Raw genomic sequence first — 17,522 nt, 5'->3', positions numbered from 1 at the left:
GAACCTCACATGCCTATCGATACAATCAAGCATTCCATTCATATTCGACGTAAAAAGAATAAAGTTGTGTTTGATAATATCGACAGGCTTTGGGACATCGGCCGAGGGGCCGATTCGGCACAAGACATTCTTGACCGACTGCATCCTTGGAATGCCCCGATTACCCTGAAATTTGAAAATGTGCTGCCTATTCTACTTGGAATAGTCGGCATTTTTTTTATTGTGCCTGTGTTCTTTGTCGGAGAGCACATTTGGACCTTATTTAGCTTTTTATTTGGCTTAGGCTGCCTGCTTTGGGCTTATTTAAGTTATGAGCAAGATGATCCGCTTGAAGAGGTCACCGACTATCTTGAAAAACAAATTATCCATAAAAAATACCAGCTCAACGAGTTTACCCCTCCACAGCAAATTGGCGTGGCCCTACAACCTGCATTTTTTATTGCCCATTTAAAGCAGCTGTTTCCAATTTTTAATCAAGGCACCATCAGCAATGATATTCCTTACTACGCCAGTACCACTTGGCAGGATGAAGCAGGACAACAACATCAGGTTTTGCTGTTTCAATACCACTTTGTCGATGAAATTCGCGTGCGTGATAAAGATGGCAATGAGCTAAAAGTGAAAGAAGTGCATAAAGACTTATGGGGATGTTTTGTCTTTGAGGTACCCACGCAAGGACTCGCGATTACCGCATACAATAAAAAATTTTATTATCCTTATAGTTTTCCATGGCATAGCAGTGATATTCAGATTAACCAGAAACTCAAATTTTTTGGTACTGACCAGATGCAGATGGCCAAACTTCTCTCCCCTGCATTTGTGCTGCGTACTGCCGATTTTTTCCGTTCTCGTGAAGGCGATTTACTTTTTCATCCTGAAAAATATATCTTGTGCTATATCAGCCCACAAAACCTGTTTGAAATATCCAGCAAAGCAAAAAAAATCAATGACATTTCGACATTGCGTGGACACTTACGCACTTTTAAATTACCTTATCTAGATCGCTTAGAATCTGATCTAACGCAATTTTTAAAATAATGACATTTTGCCGTTTGAGGACTGTATGGGGCTATTGATTTTCTTCTTGATTATTATTGCAATCGTGTTTGGCATAATCGTCATTCGCAATAATATTGTGCGACACCACAATGCAACCATTCGGGCATGGTCGGATGTAGCAACCTATGAGCGTCAGAAAATAAAAATTCTAGATAGCTTAGAGCCTCTGGTCGAACAATACTCCAGCTTTGAAAAAGGCACCTTGGAAAAAGTTACTGAGCTCCGTCAGAACATTCTCAACCTGAACTTGAACAATACAGATGTCAACCAATTACAGCGCATTGAAGCATTAAACCAAGAGCTAATGCGTAGTCTCAATGTCGTGGTCGAAAACTACCCTGAACTCAAAGCCAATGATATTTATCTAAAGATGATGAATGAAATTGAAGAGCAAAACGAAAATGTCGGTGCCGCGATCAGCATCTTTAACCGCAATGTCGAACTGTTTAACAACCACATTCAAATCTTTCCAAACAACATTGTAAACACCATGACTGTCGGTAAAAAAGCTGTGCGTCCATTCCGTGACGCTGCTGCGCTGCAAAATTTTGATTACCGTCCCAATTTCAACTAAAAAGATCGCTTTAACACAAATCACACATCCAAGGCACTCAAAATGAGTGCCTTTTTTAATATCTAAATTTACTTCACTTCTGGCAGCTATCGCTTGCTATGCCACGGCAATTCATCTCCCTCCTCTCCCCAACACACTCAAATCAAAACCGTTGTCACCGCACACAATTTCGTACAGAAAAGCTTTGCGTTAAAAGTGTTACAACACTGGTGTTTATTTGCATAATCAAGGAAAATAGCCTCCTTTTAGCGGCGAACTGTTTTTTCGCTCTTGCACTGCAAGCAGAGCAGTGCTTTGCTCTTGTTCAGGATATTTTATGAAGTTTGAAAAATTAGGTCAGTCGGGTCGCGCCCGTCGTGGTCGTTTAACTTTAGAGCACGGTGTGGTTGAAACCCCAGTGTTCATGCCTGTCGGTACTTATGGTACGGTGAAAGGCATGCTCCCGCGTGACATTGAAGACATCAAAGCGCAAATTATTTTAGGTAACACCTTCCATCTTTACCTACGCCCTGGCCTTGAAGTGATTAAAGAGCACGGCGGTCTGCATAAATTCATGAAGTGGGATAAGCCCATTCTGACCGATTCAGGCGGCTTCCAAGTCTTCAGTTTGGGCGCGATGCGTAAAATTAAAGAAGATGGCGTAACGTTCCGCTCTCCAATTGACGGTTCTAAAGTATTTTTGTCTCCTGAAATCTCAATGGACATCCAACATACATTGAACTCAGATATCGTGATGATTTTTGACGAATGTACGCCTTATCCTGCAACGCATGAAGAAGCGCAAAAGTCGCTACAATTGTCATTGCGTTGGGCAAAGCGTTGTAAGACTCAGCATCATGATGTGCTTGAAAATAAAAATGCGCTATTCGGCATTATTCAAGGCGGTATGTATGAAGACTTACGTGATGAGTCTTTAAAAGGCTTGCTTGAAGTGGGTTTTGACGGTTATGCCATTGGTGGGCTGTCCGTCGGTGAACCGAAAGAAGAAATGATTAAAGTGCTGGATTACCTTCCAGAAAAAATGCCTGCAGACAAACCGCGCTACCTGATGGGCGTGGGTAAACCTGAGGACATCGTAGAAGGCATCCGCCGTGGCGTCGATATGTTTGACTGTGTCATGCCTACACGTAATGCCCGAAATGGACATTATTTTGTGACTGACGGTTTAGTGCGAATCCGTAACAGTAAATACCGTCATGATCAAAGTCCGCTTGATCCACACTGTGACTGTTATACCTGTACCAACTTTACTCGCGCTTACTTATTCCATTTGGAAAAATGTGGCGAAATGCTGGGTTCAATGCTCGGTACTATTCACAACTTACGTTACTACCAACGTTTCACTCAAGACATTCGTGATGCATTGGATAATGATCACTTTGATGCCTTTGTTGACGATTTTTATGCACGTCGTGGTTTAGAAGTTCCACCTTGCCCCCAAGATTAATTGTTGTGAGCATTTGCGCTTGGTAAAAAGACAAGGTAAATTGCAGAACAAGTCTATTTATGATCAATTCGTTGGTCACCGTTTTTTTAGTTTAGGAATTTGAAATGAGCCTTTTTATTTCTACAGCTCACGCAGCGGGTGAAGCTGCACAACAACCAAGTATGGTCGCAAACTTATTGATGATTGCTGTTTTTATTGCAATCTTCTACTTCTTAATTTGGCGCCCTCAAGCAAAACGTGCCAAAGAGCACCGCTCTTTGGTTGAAAGTCTTGGCGTAGGCAGCGAAGTGGTATTTGCTGGTGGCTTAATGGGTAAAATCACTAAACTCGAAGGTGACTTTGCAGTGGTTGAACTGAGCCGCGGTGTAGATGTAAAAATTCAACGCGCAAGTGTGATTTCAGTTCTTCCTGAAGGCACATTAAATAACCTTTAATCAAAAAAATTAGTCGTGCATCCGCACGACTTTTTTCATTTTAAGAAGAAAACAAATGCGTTACCCAGCATGGAAATATCTACTGATTCTCGTGGTTTTGACGATCAGTACATTATATGCCCTGCCTAGTTTGTATCCGGATGAGCCTGCGGTTCAAATTTCTGGTGCCAAAGCTGGTACCCAAATTGACCAAAGCATCGTACAAAAAGCAGAGCAGATTTTAAAATCTGAAAGTATTTCAAGCCATGACAACAGTTTTAGCAATAATGCTGCACTGTTACGTCTTGACTCTAGCGAAGCACAATTAAAAGCCAAAGAAGCGTTACGTCGTGGCCTTGGTGATGACTATGTTGTCGCGTTGAACTTGGCGCCAACCACGCCAGAGTGGCTACAAAAAATTGGTGCAAAACCAATGAAGCTCGGTCTGGACTTACGTGGTGGTGTTCACTTCTTATTAGAAGTGGATATGGATAAAGCGATTGCTCAGCGCATGGAAACCTCTGCGACTGATTTACGTCGTCAGTTCCGTGACAACAAAATTAAATTTAACAGCCTTGCATTAAACAACAACACCATTACCGTTCAGTTCGCCAACAACGATGATCGCACTGCAGCTCAAGACTACTTACGTAGCAATGGTAATGAGTTTAATCAGCAAGCGTTCGCAACCGCGACAGGTTCAACCTTACGTTTAACCTATACCGATGTTCGCCGCCAAGAAATTCAATCTTATGCCGTGAACCAAAACTTAACCACTTTACGTAACCGTATTAACGAGTTAGGTGTGGCAGAAGCCTTGGTACAAACACAAGGTAGTAACCGCATCGTGGTTGAGCTCCCAGGTGTTCAGGACACTGCAGAAGCAAAACGTGTCTTGGGTCGTACAGCAAACCTAGAGTTCCGTTTGGTCTCTGACCAAAATGACCAAGTGATTGACCCTTATACCGGCAAGAGCAATGGTCAACCGCTTCCACCAGGAACCGAACTTTTTGCATATCAGTCTTTAGACAGCGGACGTGAATTACTTTTAAACCGTAACCGTATTTTAACGGGTGAACGTGTTCAAAACGCATCAAGTGGCTTTAGCCAAGACACTGGCGGTGCTGAGGTAAACATTACCTTAGACACAGCAGGTGGTAAACTGATGGCGGATGCAACCCGTAATGCGGTGGGTAAGCGTATGGCTGTGTTGTTCATTGAAAATAAACAACGTATTAGCTATATCACCGATCCTGCGACTGGTGCGCAAACCGAAGTCCGTACACCTTATGCAGAGTCTGTCGTGATTAACGCTGCAACTATTCAAGCAGTCCTCGGCTCTCAATTCCGTATTACGGGTCTAGATTCACCTCAAGAAGCGTCTGAACTCGCACTAATGCTACGTGCGGGTGCACTTGCTGCGCCAATGTACTTTGTTGAAGAGCGTGTTGTTGGTCCAAGCCTCGGTCAAGAAAACATTGATAAAGGTGTGCTATCGACTCAAATCGGTTTCTTACTTGTCGCGATCTGGATGGTGGTGTTCTTCCGTCTCTTTGGCTTAATTGCTAACTTTGCCTTGGTCTTCAACTTAGCCATGATTCTAACGGTCATGTCTTGGATTGGTGCTTCCCTTACCCTCCCAGGTATTGCGGGTATCGTGATTACCATTGGTATGGCGGTCGATGCCAACGTCTTGATCTGTGAGCGAATACGTGAAGAAATAAAGTGGGGAGCATCGCCCAAACAAGCCATTGTAGCGGGTTATGACCGTGCTTATAACACCATTTTCGACTCAAACTTAACCACGTTCTTGGTTGCGTTTATCCTATTTGCTATCGGTACTGGCCCAATTAAAGGCTTCGCTGTGACCTTAATGATCGGTATTATCTGCTCTATGTTTACTGCTATTACAGTAACACGTGCGATTGTACAGCTCATTTATGGCAAAAAACGTAACTTGAAAAAGTTGAGCATATAAGGAGATCGATGATGACTGATGTGACTCAACAAGATTCAAAAAAATACGGCCGTCCAGATGATGAACGTGTGATTGATTTTATGAAGATTGCGCTGCCTGCAGCCATTCTTTCTATTGTCTTAACCATCGGCAGTTTATTTTTCATTTTCACCAAGGGGCTTAACTTAGGTCTAGACTTCACTGGTGGTATTTCAGCTGAGCTGAACTACACAAAACCTGTTAAATCAGCCGATGTCTCTGCTGCATTAACCAAAGCTGGCTTTCATGACCCTGTAGTACAAACCATCGGTTCAGATCGTGATCTGATAGTGCGTATGCCTGTACAAGAAGACACAGCCGCAGAAGATTTAACCAATGCCATCACCCAAGCTGTTCAGCTTCCAGGCAACTCAGCTTCGGTAAATAAAGTTGATGTGGTGGGTGGGCAAGTCGGAAATGAACTCTACATTCGCTCAGCGGGTGCTGTGGCGTTAGCGTTACTGCTGATGTTGGTCTACGTAACGGTTCGCTTTGAGTTCAAACTGGCAATGGGTGCGGTACTGTCTTTGTTCCATGACGTAGTGGTCACCATCGGTATTTTTGCCATGATGCAGTGGCCATTTGACTTAACTGTATTGGCTGCAATTCTGGCTCTGATTGGTTTCTCACTGAATGACAACATTGTCGTTTCGGATCGTATTCGTGAAAACTTCCGTAAGATTCGTGGCGCTTCGCCTTTAGAGATCGTTAACATCGCTTTAACTGAGACCCTACGTCGTACCATTCACACCTCAATGACTTTATTGTTGGTGGTGATCTCGATGATGATCCTCGGTGGTGATGGCCTTAAATGGTTCTCTGTTGCAATGTTTGTGGGCGTTTTTGTGGGTACCTACTCTTCAATCTACATCGGTACAGCTTTTGCTTTATGGCGTGGCTTAAACCGTCAAGACTTCATTGTTCAAGTGAAGCCTGAGTTTGAAGAAGAAAATGAAATTCCATAAATACATATCATAATGTGTAAAAAGGAAAGCCTCTCAATCGAGAGGCTTTTTTATGTCGGTGTGAAGATGTTGTACCAGCTCAATCTGAGGCAACGCATAGCCACGACAGGACTGCTCTGACCGCCAAGCCACGGTCAACATCACATCTCCCAACTCAAAATTTTGATAGGCAAAACTTCCAATCAGCGAATGACTACACATGCCGCCATTATGCGTTGGATGTGCTTGGGTATTCAGTTCATTTAAGTTTAAACGAATGCCTAAACCTGATGCTTTAAGCACAGCTTCTTTGGTGGTCCAGACCTTAAACCAGTATGCTTTGTCCTGATCAAACTGGTGCCACACGCGAAGTTCCTCTACGTGAAAAGCATGTTTAGCCAAAGCCTCAAAACGGACTTTTCGGCTTAATTCTTCCACGTCCACACCAAGATCCTGCATCCGCTCACTTGTAGCTAAAGCGTAGTAGTTTTGGCTGTGACTATGATTGAAATAAAAGGAAGGTTGATCAAGTAAATAAGGTTTACCTGTCTCACTCAGCGCAATGGAGCGATCATCCACAACCATCTGCTGTTGTTCAGATAAGCATTGATTGCGATATTGATAAATGGCTTGTTTTCGCTGCGTAATTTGCTCAACACGTGACAGGCTGTGATCCACCTGCACAATGTCCCCAATCTTTTTCAGCTCAACACGTATTGTCCTTGCCACTTTGCCTTCCTATCATGGTTTCATGCATCATAAAATAAAAAAGCCCAAAGATCACTTTGGGCTTTTCAGCATCAAAACTTTAATGCCTGATTAGCGTTTGAATTTCTTCTCAGCTTTCTTAAATTTCTGAACATAACGACGCTTACGCGCTGCAGTACGTTCATCCACCTGTGACTTACGTCCTTCAAATGGGTTTTCAGAGGTTTTAAACTCAATACGCACTGGCGTACCTTCAAGTTTGTACACTTTACGGAATACGTTTTCTAAATAACGACGATAATCCGCAGGCGTTTTATCAACTTTGTTACCATGCACCACAATCGTAGGTGGATTTTGTCCGCCCATATGGGCATAACGCATTTTAATACGGCGACCACCGACCATTGGCGGCTGGTGCGCATCCGTAGCATCACTTAAAATTTGTGTGATTTTTGCAGGTGAAACTTTCAAATGTGACGAATCATAAGCACGGTGAATCGATGGATATAGATCCCCCACACCCGTACCATGCAATGCAGAAATCAAATGCACTTTCGCCCAAGGAATAAAGTCAAAGCGACGATCGACATCCAATTTACATTGTTTACGATCATACTCAGACATGTTGTCCCATTTGTTAATCGCAATCACCATCGCACGGCCCGCTTCAAGCGCGTAACCAATCAAATGTAGATCTTGCTCAACCACACCTTCACGTGCATCAAGTACAACCACAATGACATGGGCATCTTTAATGGCCTGGAGTGTTTTCACAATTGAGAACTTCTCAATCATTTCATCGACTTTACCTTTACGGCGCACACCTGCAGTATCGATTAAGGTGTACTGACGGCCATCACGTTCATACGGGATATAGATCGAGTCGCGGGTTGTCCCCGGTTGGTCAAATGCAACTACACGCTCTTCACCCAATAAACGGTTCACTAGCGTCGATTTACCGACGTTTGGACGACCAATAATCGCTAAACGTAAGCCTGTGTTCTTGTCGTGCTCATCTGCATCTTCATCTTCGGGCACACTTGAAAGCACGTCTTCAAGCATTTGCTGTACACCGCGACCATGGCTCGCAGCCACTTGCATAGGTTCGCCCATACCTAACTTGTAAAATTCAACAAGTGCAGCTTCGGCATGTACACCATCAACTTTATTCGCCACAAGGTAAACTTTCTTACCGAGTGTACGTAGCTCACGAGCAATTTGCTCATCCGATGCGAGCAGGCCTGCGCGTGCATCAACTACGAATACAATAATATCGGCTTCATTGATGGCAGTTTTAGACTGTTCTGCCATGTAAGAGTCGATACCACCTTCATTTTCGCCAATACCACCAGTATCAACCACAATGAAAGACTTATTTTGAAATACAGCATCACCATATTTACGGTCACGAGTCAGACCGGCAAAGTCAGCAACAAGCGCGTCTCGGCTTTTGGTGATCTGGTTAAATAGCGTTGATTTTCCGACGTTCGGACGACCAATGAGCGCAATTACGGGTTTCATAGATTAACCTTTATTCAAGATCAGCCAGTGAGACTGGTCTGAACATCAGAAACTGGAAGAAAAATTAGGTGAAAAACCTGAATAAAAACTCGGGGTTTTGACTAAGCAAACACCCCGAGGAATTTAAAAAATACGAATTTCGACTAGTTTAACATAAGTCGAACAGAATTAACGATTCTGCCAAATGCTTAATGCACCCTTTCGTGTTGCAACATAGAGTTGATCATCAATCACACGTAAAGTACGAACTTCACCAGACGTCTTCGCACGACCGATCAACTCACCTGTCGCAGGGTTCAGCATGTGCAATACGCCATCTAGATCACCGACAATTAGGTCTTGGCCCAACATCACTGGATTACTCAATTGGCGGTTCAGCAAGCTGTCATTTTCCCAAAGCTTTTGACCCGTGCTAATTTCATAAGCCACTAACTTGCCGTCAGTTTGCGCCACGAATACACCATTACCCACCACTTCAGGGCGCTGCGTACTACTCGAATCTTCACTCCACACCACTTGCTGTGAAGCCAAGTCTGTCATGGTCACTTGACCTTGATAGCTGGTCGTAATCAAGTACTGACCTGCCACTACAGGATCACCATCAACATCATTCAAACGTTGAATATCCGAACGACCATCCGACACAGCTACACGGCGCTGCATACGTGGTACACCTGTAAGCACATCTAAAGCATAAACATAGGCATTAGCTGAAGAAATGAGCACTGTACGCGCATCAACAGGAACAGGCGCTGCATTACCACGTAAGCTAAGTTGTACATTTGGTAAGTTATAGGTCCACACTTGCTGACCTGTTGCCAAATCATGCGCAAAAACAGTGCCATCATTACTTACAGAAATGACACGACCCGCTTGAATCAACGATGGCGCAAGAAGTGCACCTGTTAATTGTGCTGTCCATTTTTGCTCGCCAGTTGCCTGATCTAAAGCAAACAATTGACCTTTGGCGTTACCTACAATGACATGACCATCGGCAGCTTCAACGCCTGAACTCAAACCGGCTTTAGATACTTCTTTCTGCCATAGTTTTTGTTTGCCTTGATATGCCGTCACTAGACCTTTAGGGTCAAGTGCAAAAACTACACCGTTGTCTGCATCTAAGCGTAAACGTAAAGGATCAGCAGTCGAAGTTGAAGACACACTTTGAGAAAATACAGGAGTCAGGGTTTTCGCCTGCGTCAGTTTTGGAAGTGGATTCGGCTTAACTTCTTCTACTTTTCCGCTACTTGCACAACCCGCAAGTGCTAAAGTTAATACGGTTAATGCGCACGAAATTTTGTATTTTCTATTCATTCAGTTTCTTCCGCTGCTGTTTCTATAAGTGGACGTTCGATTTCAGGATCATCAACTAAAATACCAACACTTTCGAGTTTAATTTGTAAAATTTGGCGTTCTTGTTTACGTTCAACCAACTGATCCCATGCACTTTGATAGGCTTTCTTTGCATTTTCGATGTCGTTTTTAGCCACATAGACATCGCCCAAAGCTTCATCGGCTGTCGCTTTAAAAGCAGGATCTTTTACCAATGCAAGGTTTTTAATCGCATCATCAAACTTCTTTTGCGCCAATTGTGCATACGCTAAACGCAATTTCACAATTTGCACTAAGCCGTCGTCATCCACTTTCGAGTTTTCAACTTTCTTCAACGCTTTTTCAGCACTGGCATAATCCGCTTTGTCATAGGCCAATTTTGCCATCAACAATTGCGTTTGAATGGCATGCGCCGAATCTGGTGCTTCTTTCACAATTTTGTCCGCAGTTGCAGACAAGGCTGTAAATGCATCACCTTGCGTTGCACGTGCTTCATCCATCAATTGCTGAACTTTAGCCGTGTTCATTTGGTTCTCAGCTAAAGTCTTCTTCTGCCAGTATTGCCATCCAAAAAAGGCAATCAGCGCAATTAAAATCCCACTAATAATGGCTGAACCATATTTCTTAGTGAAAGACTTTAAACTATCAAGTTGTTCTTCATCACTTAATGCGCTCATGTGACTACCCTTTCCTTATATTTTGGCTTATTTTGAAGAAAATTTTTCAATCATAAATGGCACGATGTCATCCACCGCAACCAAAGTTTGTTCAGCTGTTGCCAACTCTTTTACGGCAAACTGTGCAGCTTCCACCTCGCGCTCACCCAAAATGAGGGCAAACAATGCGCCAGACTGATCCGCTTTTTTCATTTGCGACTTCATTGAACCATGTGAACCAACTTTCAAACGAAGCGTACTTGATGCAGCATCTAACTGGTTACGAATTTGTTCTGCAAGGACCAAAGCTTTGCCTTGAGAAGCAGGATCTGCCAATAAAAACATTTCGCAATCACGTATAGGTGTAGCGTCTTCGACTTGCTCAAGCAACAACAACAGACGCTCCATACCCATCGCAAAGCCAACTGCAGGTACAGACTGATCGGCCTTGCCTTTAAGCTGACCCACTAAGCCATCGTAACGACCGCCCGCACAGACTGTACCTTGTGAACCCAAATGCGTGGTGGTCCATTCAAATACAGTTTTATTGTAATAATCTAAGCCACGCACCAGTTTTTGGTTAATCACGAAGCTCACACCTGCATCGGTTAAATACTGCTGCAAAGTGGCAAAGTGCTGTAGTGTCTCTTCCCCCATAAAGTCATGCAACTTCGGCGCATTTTCTAAAATGGCTTGGGTTTTTGCATCTTTAGAGTCAAGGATACGTAGTGGGTTGGTGGTTAAACGACGCTGTGAATCTTCATCTAAATCATTTTTATGTGATTCTAGGAACTCCACCAATGCCGAACGATAAGCTGCACGCTCATCAGACTCACCGAGAGTATTTAACTCAAGTTGAACTTTATCTGCTACACCCATACGTTTCCACAGACGTGCCGTCATCAAAATCAGCTCAGCATCCATATCAGGGGTTGCGACACCAAAGGTTTCCACGCCGAACTGGTGGAACTGACGGTAACGACCCTTTTGCGGCTTTTCATAACGGAACATCGGCCCGATATACCAGACACGAGGCGTCGCACCGCGAAGCAAGTTATGCTCCAGCATGGCACGTACACAGCCTGCTGTTCCTTCAGGACGTAAAGTCAAAGACTCAGGCGGATTACCTTTGTCCAAGAAGGTGTACATTTCTTTTTCAACGATATCCGTTGCATCACCAATCGAACGTTTGAACAAATTGGTCTGCTCAACAATAGGCAAACGAATTTGCTGGTAGCCATACGCATCCATCAATGATGCGAGATGCTGTTCCAGACGTCTCCACGCTGGTGTTTGCATTGGCAGAATGTCATTAAAACCTTTGATTGCGACAATTGAACTCATGATCTACTCAGAAAAACTTGTGCGAATAATCTCTTTAGCTTTAGCGTCTTCAAGATCGCTAACACGTTGACGAACCATCGCTTCGATTTCGTCAACCAACTGATTTGTGTCAATTAAATGGCTCTTTTCACCATTACGATACACCAGTGAACGTGGACTTGCCCCCACCACGCCAATATCAGCTTCTTTGGCTTCGCCGGGACCATTCACTTTACAACCAATAACCGATACGTCCATTGGGGTACGAATGTCTTCCAAACGCTCTTCTAAGGCTTGCATTACTGAAATCACATTAAATTCTTGACGTGAACAACTTGGACAAGCAATGAAGTTGATTCCATTTGAGCGAAGACTGAGTGATTTTAAAATATCAAAACCAATCTTAATCTCTTCTTCAGGTTCCGCTGCCAAGGAAATACGCATGGTGTCACCAATGCCATCCAACAACAAACCGCCCAATGCAATCGCAGATTTCACTGAACCTGTACGGTAAATCCCAGCTTCTGTTACACCCAGATGTAACGGATTATCAATTTGCTGTGAAAGTAGGCGGTAAGCATCCATGGTTAAAAACACATTGGATGCTTTTACAGAAACCTTAAACTCATGAAAGTTCAGACGATCTAAAATATCAATATGACGCATCGCCGACTCAAGCAATGCCTGACCGGTTGGCTCACCATATTTCTTTTGAATATCTTTTTCCAGTGAACCTGCATTCACCCCAATACGCATAGAAATATCGTTATGGCGCGCTGCAGCCACTACTTCACGGATTTTAGCTTCAGAGCCAATATTTCCAGGGTTAATTCGTAAACAATCCGCACCCAAGTCCGCAACACGCAGTGCAATCTTGTAGTCAAAATGAATATCTGCAACCAACGGCACCGATGAACGCTTACGAATTTCACCAAAAGCCTCTGCCGCTTCCATCGTTGGTACAGAAACGCGCATGATGTCCGCACCTACATCTGCACAGCGCTGAATTTGCGCCAGCGTTGCTTCCACATCACAAGTTTCAGTATTGGTCATACTTTGAATGCTGATGGGTGCATCGCCACCGACATAGACTGAACCTACACGAATCTTACGAGTAGGCTTGCGTTTAATTGGATTTACAATCATTGCTTTTCCTTGATCCCATTAACGTGACAAGCGGAAATCTGCTTTTCCACCGACGGTATATGGTGACAATGAAATACTTTCATTATTTAAGCTGAGTGACACAGCAGCAGCATCATCGATACGAATTTGAAAAGGAGTCTCACCCGCAAGCTCAAGCGTAGAAGCTTGACGCCCTGTTGCCAGTACTTTCCCCGTTGAATCGACAATATGTACAGACGTAGGACGATTGAACTCAAGTTTCAACTGATCCCCTGTGGTTGCAGCAGCCCCATTCATATTGATGATTTGTACATCAGATTCCGTCTGCGGAGTCGCAGCCTCATCTGTACTGCCTGACCAATTCTGAATCATGCCGAACAACGCTGCCAAAATCGCAATTACAACAATCGCAATCAGTCCACGTTTCAACCATTTACGGTTACGGTCACGGTTAGAACCGGGTAATTTACCCATGATTTTAATCGGTGAATTATTCAATGCATGATTCGGCAATAGCCCCGTATCATTGGCATAGATGTCATCAAAACGCTGAATAATCGTAGTAGCATCCACTTTTAGGAACTTCGCATAAGTACGATAGTAACCCTTAATGAAGGTTGCTTCTGGAAGCGCTGTATACTCGTCCTGCTCAAGCGCAGTTAAGGTCTTGAGTGGAATATTCAACTCTTTGGCAACGTCGCTTAATTCACGTTTTTGTGTAATACGAATTTGACGAAGATAATCACCCGGACGTTGGATATTTCCTAAAGCATTGCTAGAACCATTCGATTGTGGTGAATTAGGATTTACTTCCATACGGCCTCAGTAGTGTACTGTAATTGCAAATAACGTTTGTATTCTTGACTGTCTGGATACAATGCACGTAGCTGGTTGACCAGTACTTGCGAACCCATCGTGTCATGATTTGCTCGCGCAATTCGGATCCCAATCCAAAGCGCACGCGCATCTAAGTTTTTCTCGCCCACCGCTCGCACAAACTGTTCATAGTACTGCGTAGCTTCAGCATTTTGCTGACGTAAATATGAAATTTCCGCCATTTCGATCATGGCAAGATAGGCACCTGAGTTTACCTGTAGGGCTTGTTTAAAAGCTGCTTCGGCTTCCGCCACTCGACCTACTTGTAGATACGCACGACCTAAATTTTCCAATGCTCGATAACGTTGATCATACCCTAAAGTTGAACCTGCAACTTGAAGTTGATCAATCGCGTCATTATAACGCCCAATTTGATATAAATACGTACCGTAGTTGTTACGAGCCTGTGCATTTTTTGGCTCAGCCGCAATTGCATGCTTAAAATAACGCTCTGCCTTTTCCACATTTTGTGGACTGCCTTCACGCTGTAACAACACCCCCATCATCATATTTGCAGATGCATCACGAGAGTCGATGTCTAATGCCTGATCCAATGTGCGTTTCGCAGCATCGTAATCATTCGACTTAATATATTCAGCCGCCAACTGCGTTCTAACTTGTACTGCTTTACTTGGATCACCTTTCGTATTCACGGTTTGGCAACCCACCAAGTACCACACTGACACACCTAGTGTCAGCGCAAGGTAAAGTTTAGAAACGGGTTTTTTCAATTGGCATCCCCTTATATTATCCTTGTGAACGTAGAATCTCGTTTTTCTCTGCTACTTTCTTTTTCCACTGCTCAGCACGACGTGTTCGATCGGCCACTTGACCGACCAATTGTCCGCAGGCAGCATCAATATCATCACCACGCGTTTGACGAATCGTACACACAAATCCGGCGTCAGACAAAGTTTTTTGGAAAGAAATAATGCGGTTGCGACTTGAACGACCATAAGGCGCATGTGGAAATGGATTAAACGGAATTAAATTAATTTTACTTGGTAAATTCTTCAACAGTTTAATCATCTGCTGTGCATGCTCAGGATGATCATTCACCCCATCCAACATCACATATTCAATCGTGACATGCTTACGCGCACTTTCATTACCGTCTTTAGCGATATAACGCTGACATGCTGCAATCAGTTGTGCCAATGGATATTTTTTATTGATTGGAACCAATTCATTTCGCAGTTCGTCATTTGGTGCGTGTAGGGAGATTGCCAATGCAACATCAATATCTTGTGCCAATTGATCAATTTTCGGCACCACACCTGAAGTTGACAAGGTCACACGGCGCTTAGACATACCATAAGCAAAGTCATCTAGCATAATACGCATTGAGCTCAATACGGCATCATAGTTGAGTAATGGCTCGCCCATCCCCATCATTACGACGTTGGTCACCGAACGCTCACGCTCAGCTACAGGCACATCTTCCATATAAGAATAGTTTGCGACCCATAACTGACCAATAATTTCATCTGGGTTTAAGTCGCGCTGAAAGCCTTGTTTACCGGTTGAACAGAATGAACAATCCAGTGCACAGCCTACTTGAGATGAAATACATAAAGTACGGCGCAAACCACTGCGATGCTCAGCAGGAATCAATACGGTTTCAACCAAAGAGCCTTCGCCCTCACCGACACGAAACACCCACTTACGCGTACCATCTTTAGAATAGTTTTTATGCACCACTTCTGGCGCTTTAATTTCACAGAGCTTTTCAAGTTTTTCACGCAATTTGCCTGAGATATTGGTCATCTCAGCAAAATCAGTCACAAAAAACTGGTGAATCCATTTCATCACCTGTCCTGCGCGAAACTTTTTTTCTCCCATATCTTCGAAGAATTTTTCAAGCTGCGGACGTGACATGCCAAGTAAGTTCACTTTCGCAACAGAGTTTTGCTGTGCAGGAGCGGATGGAGATTGTTGCTGTTCAGCCGAAACTGTAGAGACAGCGACCACTTCAGTACTCATGTGTATTACCTAAACTATGTCTAACGATGAAAGGAGAAGCTCAATAAACGAGCAGAAACTTATTCAGGGAATAAAAAAAACCAGATAAGTATAATAACACTTATCTGGTTTGAATACTTCGAATTAACGAGTACGTGGAGTAATCTCAGTTTGAGCGAAGAAGTAGTTAACTTCACGATCAGCAGATGCTACAGAGTCAGAACCGTGAGCAGCATTTTCGTCGATGCTTACAGCGAAGTCAGCGCGGATAGTGCCTGGAGCAGCTTCTTTAGGGTTAGTTGCGCCAAGAATTTCGCGGTGAGCAAGAACTGCGTTTTCGCCTTCAAGAACTGAAACAACAACTGGACCAGAAGTCATGAACGCAACTAGGTCAGCAAAGAAACCACGTTCTTTGTGCTCTGCGTAGAAACCTTCAGCTTCAGTTTGAGTCAAGTGTTTCATTTTAGTTGCAACGATTTGAAGACCAGCTTTTTCAAAACGAGCAAAGATGTCACCGATGTGGTTTTTAGCAACTGCGTCTGGTTTTACGATAGATAAAGTACGTTCAATAGCCATGATTGGCTCCTTAAGTCAATGTAGACATGAAAATTTTGGCGCATTATACCGACATAATGCACAATTTTCTGCTTTTACTCTGTAAAAAGTTGCTTTTTTCGATGCAAGGATTATCGTGCTTCGTCAATCCATGCCATTTGAATTGCTTCAAGCAAACCTTCAGTCGACTTGGTCGGATCATCACTAAAGTCTGGTAAGGCACACACCCAAGCATGTAAGTCTGTAAAGCGAATCCACTGCGGATCGACATCTGGATGAGCTTCATACAACTCAATAGCAATATCAATAGTGTCTGACCAACGTAAGCCCATGGTGGAGTCTCATCACAATGTAGAAGATGCTGTACTGTAGCAAACTCTGAAATTTAAGCGCTAGTTTGTTTGGGATAAAATTGGGCTTTTTTACAACACGATATTTAAAAATGGTGCACTACAAATTAAAGCGACGGCTACAACCGCACCTATAGCCGCTCCGACCAACACATCACTTGGATAATGTAGCCCTAAAATCATGCGTGACGCGGCAACCAAAACAGTAAAAGGCAACATGAGCACCAATAAAATTGGCTGTACAAAGCCCAATAACGTACTGACCATCACTGCATGTAGAGTATGACCTGAAGGAAAACTAAAATGGTCAAGCGGTCGCTCACCCATTCGAATCACCTGATGTACTTGATAGGGTCTTGGGCGAATAGTTTTGATTTTTAAAACTTTATAAATTAAGGTCCCGCACAATGAACCAAGAACCAAATACACGATTTGCAAACTGTAGACCAATCCTTGCAACAACCAAGTTAAAGCCAACATCGTGTACCAAAAGATGCCATCTCCCAATCGACTGATCCGCTTAAAAAAATTGGCTACAGCATGCGAATGGGAAAAATGATTGAGATAGACACAACCTTTTAAATCTAAATCTAATATTCTTATTTTTGCAGTTTTAAGATTCATACCACTTCTCCTTAACAACAATGTTGAAAGTTCAGCTGAAAAATCATTGTTATATGA

At 43.4% G+C, this 17,522-nt stretch carries 18 protein-coding genes; 6 read left to right on the top strand and 12 right to left on the bottom strand.

The annotated features are described in order from the left end of the window. Window positions 1–9 precede the first annotated feature (9 nt). The 6 genes from MF4642_RS06445 to secF all read left to right on the top strand — a co-directional run bounded on the left by MF4642_RS06445 (window position 10) and on the right by secF (window position 6,454). Window positions 10–1,038: a hypothetical protein gene (locus MF4642_RS06445; protein WP_078425677.1), complete on the top strand. Its 1,029-nt coding sequence runs from the start codon at window positions 10–12 to the stop codon at window positions 1,036–1,038. 25 nt (window positions 1,039–1,063) lie between these two features. After that, window positions 1,064–1,633 (top strand): LemA family protein, encoded by a 570-nt coding sequence (locus MF4642_RS06440; RefSeq protein WP_004697696.1) that lies wholly within the window; start codon window positions 1,064–1,066, stop codon window positions 1,631–1,633. Window positions 1,634–1,949: 316 nt separating this feature from the next. After that, window positions 1,950–3,080 (top strand): tRNA guanosine(34) transglycosylase Tgt, encoded by a 1,131-nt coding sequence (gene tgt / locus MF4642_RS06435; RefSeq protein ID WP_078425676.1) that lies wholly within the window; start codon window positions 1,950–1,952, stop codon window positions 3,078–3,080. Between the two features lie 104 nt (window positions 3,081–3,184). Beyond that, window positions 3,185–3,514, top strand: coding sequence for a preprotein translocase subunit YajC (gene yajC / locus MF4642_RS06430; protein WP_004697692.1), 330 nt, complete (start codon window positions 3,185–3,187; stop codon window positions 3,512–3,514). Window positions 3,515–3,569: 55 nt separating this feature from the next. Continuing rightward, window positions 3,570–5,471, top strand: a complete 1,902-nt coding sequence (gene secD, locus MF4642_RS06425) for a protein translocase subunit SecD (protein ID WP_078425675.1) — start codon at window positions 3,570–3,572, stop codon at window positions 5,469–5,471. An 8-nt stretch (window positions 5,472–5,479) separates the two neighbouring features. Further along, complete coding sequence (secF, locus tag MF4642_RS06420; protein ID WP_171262502.1) at window positions 5,480–6,454, top strand: protein translocase subunit SecF; 975 nt, start codon at window positions 5,480–5,482, stop codon at window positions 6,452–6,454. A gap of 33 nt (window positions 6,455–6,487) precedes the next feature. Here the strand turns inward: secF and MF4642_RS06415 are convergent, their stop codons facing one another. From MF4642_RS06415 to MF4642_RS06360, 12 genes are all read right to left on the bottom strand, one after another. Beyond that, entirely contained in the window at window positions 6,488–7,162 is a 675-nt protein-coding gene (locus tag MF4642_RS06415) for a 4'-phosphopantetheinyl transferase family protein (RefSeq protein ID WP_171262501.1), read from the bottom strand. Window positions 7,163–7,252: 90 nt separating this feature from the next. Continuing rightward, complete coding sequence (gene der, locus MF4642_RS06410) at window positions 7,253–8,662, bottom strand: ribosome biogenesis GTPase Der (RefSeq protein ID WP_004697684.1); 1,410 nt, start codon at window positions 8,660–8,662, stop codon at window positions 7,253–7,255. Window positions 8,663–8,830: 168 nt separating this feature from the next. Next, window positions 8,831–9,976: an outer membrane protein assembly factor BamB gene (gene bamB, locus MF4642_RS06405; RefSeq protein WP_078388498.1), complete on the bottom strand. Its 1,146-nt coding sequence runs from the start codon at window positions 9,974–9,976 to the stop codon at window positions 8,831–8,833. Then, entirely contained in the window at window positions 9,973–10,671 is a 699-nt protein-coding gene (locus MF4642_RS06400; RefSeq protein ID WP_078425673.1) for a YfgM family protein, read from the bottom strand. The genes bamB and MF4642_RS06400 overlap by 4 nt, the downstream gene beginning before the upstream one ends. Window positions 10,672–10,698: 27 nt before the next feature. After that, window positions 10,699–11,994, bottom strand: a complete 1,296-nt coding sequence (hisS, locus tag MF4642_RS06395; RefSeq protein ID WP_078425672.1) for a histidine--tRNA ligase — start codon at window positions 11,992–11,994, stop codon at window positions 10,699–10,701. A 3-nt stretch (window positions 11,995–11,997) separates the two neighbouring features. Further along, window positions 11,998–13,119 (bottom strand): flavodoxin-dependent (E)-4-hydroxy-3-methylbut-2-enyl-diphosphate synthase, encoded by a 1,122-nt coding sequence (gene ispG / locus MF4642_RS06390; protein ID WP_010327530.1) that lies wholly within the window; start codon window positions 13,117–13,119, stop codon window positions 11,998–12,000. Window positions 13,120–13,137: 18 nt separating this feature from the next. After that, the gene (locus tag MF4642_RS06385) at window positions 13,138–13,914 is read right to left on the bottom strand and encodes a helix-turn-helix domain-containing protein (protein ID WP_004697676.1); all 777 of its coding nucleotides are present in this window, start codon (window positions 13,912–13,914) and stop codon (window positions 13,138–13,140) included. Then, on the bottom strand, window positions 13,905–14,705 hold the full coding sequence (gene pilW, locus MF4642_RS06380; RefSeq protein WP_004697674.1) for a type IV pilus biogenesis/stability protein PilW: 801 nt from the start codon (window positions 14,703–14,705) through the stop codon (window positions 13,905–13,907). The genes MF4642_RS06385 and pilW overlap by 10 nt, the downstream gene beginning before the upstream one ends. 16 nt (window positions 14,706–14,721) lie before the next feature. Continuing rightward, window positions 14,722–15,957, bottom strand: coding sequence for a 23S rRNA (adenine(2503)-C(2))-methyltransferase RlmN (rlmN, locus tag MF4642_RS06375; protein ID WP_004697671.1), 1,236 nt, complete (start codon window positions 15,955–15,957; stop codon window positions 14,722–14,724). 123 nt (window positions 15,958–16,080) lie between these two features. Beyond that, entirely contained in the window at window positions 16,081–16,512 is a 432-nt protein-coding gene (ndk, locus tag MF4642_RS06370; protein ID WP_078425671.1) for a nucleoside-diphosphate kinase, read from the bottom strand. 110 nt (window positions 16,513–16,622) lie between these two features. Continuing rightward, window positions 16,623–16,823 carry a Fe-S cluster assembly protein IscX gene (iscX, locus tag MF4642_RS06365; RefSeq protein WP_004697668.1) on the bottom strand — a complete coding sequence of 67 codons (201 nt, stop codon included), beginning with the start codon at window positions 16,821–16,823 and terminating at the stop codon, window positions 16,623–16,625. A 90-nt stretch (window positions 16,824–16,913) separates the two neighbouring features. Next, window positions 16,914–17,465 (bottom strand): phosphatase PAP2 family protein, encoded by a 552-nt coding sequence (locus MF4642_RS06360; RefSeq protein ID WP_004697666.1) that lies wholly within the window; start codon window positions 17,463–17,465, stop codon window positions 16,914–16,916. Window positions 17,466–17,522 lie beyond the last annotated feature (57 nt).

This window comes from Acinetobacter sp. MF4642 (assembly GCF_002018925.1).
In the GTDB taxonomy this organism is placed as follows: domain Bacteria; phylum Pseudomonadota; class Gammaproteobacteria; order Pseudomonadales; family Moraxellaceae; genus Acinetobacter; species Acinetobacter johnsonii.
The sequence above is the reverse complement of the archived record's forward strand: the minus strand, read 5'-3'. Positions and strand labels throughout refer to the sequence as shown.